The sequence below is a fragment of the Lysinibacillus sp. NPDC056232 genome (assembly GCF_042267565.1).
Taxonomy (GTDB): domain Bacteria; phylum Bacillota; class Bacilli; order Bacillales_A; family Planococcaceae; genus Lysinibacillus.
The window spans coordinates 1-2,069 of the sequence record NZ_JBHJTF010000091.1; the positions used below are offsets into that span (position 1 = coordinate 1).

Here is a 2,069-nt window from a genome sequence, read left to right on the forward strand (position 1 = left end):
GGCGAGAAGTGCCGCACCCGGCGCCCCGACTGGAATCACGCCGTTCTCGCGCACGCGTCCGCCGCGATGTGGCGCAAGGCGTGGCGCTGGACCGAGACCGGCCGGCCCCTCATCTCCATGGGTGCCACCGACGAGATCACCGTGATCGGCGCGGACCTCCCCGAGGTCATGAGCAAGCCCAAGCCCCCCTTCAAGTACGACCCGACCGGACGCCAGCTCGGTGCCCTCAAGCCCAAGCCGAACGCCGCCCCGGTCCGCACCGACCAGCGCGCGCAGGACGTGCCCATGGTCCTGGACACCGACGGGGACGACATCCTGTGACCGTCCTCCTCCTGGCCCTGGCCGCCGTAGCCACCTCGGTGGCCGCGGCGGTCGCGGCCGTCCAGTCACGCGCCGCCACCCGCAGACTGCGCGCCCTGGTCCGCCAGCAGGCCGCCCGCAGCGCACAGGCCGCCACCGACCGCGCCTTCGTCATATGGGCCAACTGGACCATGCTCACGGTCACCGACCGGGACGGCATGATCCAGGCCGCCACTCTCCGCCAGCTCTACACCACCGGCTACTGGGACCGCATCTGGGACAACCCCGTCGCAGTCGCGCTCTGGCACGGAGACCCCGACACCCTGACCGCCTACGCCGACGACGAGGGGAGCGACCGTGCCTGACCTTGCCGCAGCTCTAGATGCCGCCCTCAGCGCACGCTACCCCCGCAACGAGGTACGCACCCCCATCACGCAGCGCCGCGGCCTCCAGGCGCGCATGAACCAGTTGGAGAACCTGTTCACGCCCAAGAAGGGGGACACGGACCGGCGCAGCGCCATAACGCGCGCGGCCGAGGCCGCCGGCATCCCGGTGCGCACCTGGCGCGACTGGCGCGCGGGCAAGGGCCAGTCCGCCCGCAACCTCCGCAAGCTGGAGACGGCACACAACCGGTTGATCACCATCCCCCGCTTCAGGCAGCGCGTGAACAGCACCCCCGCACCCAACCGGGTCAGCGTCACCGCGTCGATCAACTGGAACGGCTACAAGAACCGCACCGAGCACCGGTCGACCACCCTGGAAGGCATGCGACGCGTCATGGTCGCAGTCATCCGCGCGTGGACCACCGCCGGACCCGAGGCCGCCGCAGACACCCTCCAGCGCGGCGCCGCATCGGCCTACAACACCCAGAGCATCGCATTCGAGGGAAACGACGTAGAGGTGGACTTCCCGTGACAGACCGACCCACAGAACCCCACTGCTCTGCCCCCGGGTGCGGGCGCCCCGAGGAGCCCGACCACCTCGGACTCCGCCAGGGCCACCGATTCCGCCAGGTCATGGAAGTGCAGCCGCTCGCGGCCGATGCCACCATGCCCCGCATCGACATGCAGGCCCCCTACTGCTACGCCGCCTACCGCTTCGACCAGACGCCCCCCGAGATGATCTCCTGGGGATCCTGGGACGAAGCCCCCGGCCCGTTCGTGGAGGCGTACCACGCGGCCACCCACCAGGTGAGCTACATCCGCGTGCAGCACCAGTACTACGGGCCCATGAAGGTGAGCATCTGGCAGCGCCGCGCCGATGAGCACTACTCCCAGGCACCGCCGGCCGACGCGTACGCGCTGTACGTCGGCGACCCCAACGACACCATGCGCGCCGAACTGGCGGCACTCCGGGAACGCGCGGACAAGGGCTGCACCCACCCCGCCGGCGAACCGTGCTTCGGCAAGCCGCGCCCCGTCGACGGACCCGGCTGCACACCGACCATCGTGGAGGACTGACATGCCCAAGGAACGCTCCAGCGAGAAGAAGGCCGCGCGCCAGCTGGCCGCCGCCCGCGGCATCCCGTACACCGCAGCACTGCGCCTGCTGCGAGAGCAGCGGGACACCCCGCTCCCCGTGCCCACGGAGGCCGACCTCCTGACCGCCCTACGCGGCAAGGTGGCCGACGACGACCCCCCGCCGGCCGTCGTGCCCACCGAGGAAGAGCCCCCCGGCGCCTACTGCGCCTGTGCCGACCCGGCCTGCCCCACCGCCGACGGGCAGTACTCGCACTGAACATGGAGAGGCCCCGGGGCCTCTCCATGTTC

At 71.2% G+C, this 2,069-nt stretch carries 5 protein-coding genes; all 5 read left to right on the top strand.

All coding sequences use genetic code 11. The annotated features are described in order from the left end of the window. Positions 1-321, top strand: a 321-nt coding sequence (locus tag ACFCYJ_RS27360) for a hypothetical protein (protein WP_376079102.1), incomplete at its 5' end; no start/stop codon positions are given. After that, a complete protein-coding gene (locus ACFCYJ_RS27365) occupies positions 318-665 on the top strand; it encodes a hypothetical protein (protein WP_375821564.1) in 348 nt (115 codons plus the stop codon). The genes ACFCYJ_RS27360 and ACFCYJ_RS27365, both read left to right, overlap by 4 nt. Continuing rightward, positions 658-1,215 (top strand): hypothetical protein, encoded by a 558-nt coding sequence (locus ACFCYJ_RS27370; protein ID WP_375821565.1) that lies wholly within the window; start codon positions 658-660, stop codon positions 1,213-1,215. Before ACFCYJ_RS27365 ends, ACFCYJ_RS27370 begins: the two co-directional genes overlap by 8 nt. A gap of 101 nt (positions 1,216-1,316) precedes the next feature. Further along, entirely contained in the window at positions 1,317-1,760 is a 444-nt protein-coding gene (locus tag ACFCYJ_RS27375; RefSeq protein ID WP_375821566.1) for a hypothetical protein, read from the top strand. A 1-nt stretch (position 1,761) separates the two neighbouring features. Further along, positions 1,762-2,037, top strand: a complete 276-nt coding sequence (locus ACFCYJ_RS27380) for a hypothetical protein (protein ID WP_375821567.1) — start codon at positions 1,762-1,764, stop codon at positions 2,035-2,037. Positions 2,038-2,069 lie beyond the last annotated feature (32 nt).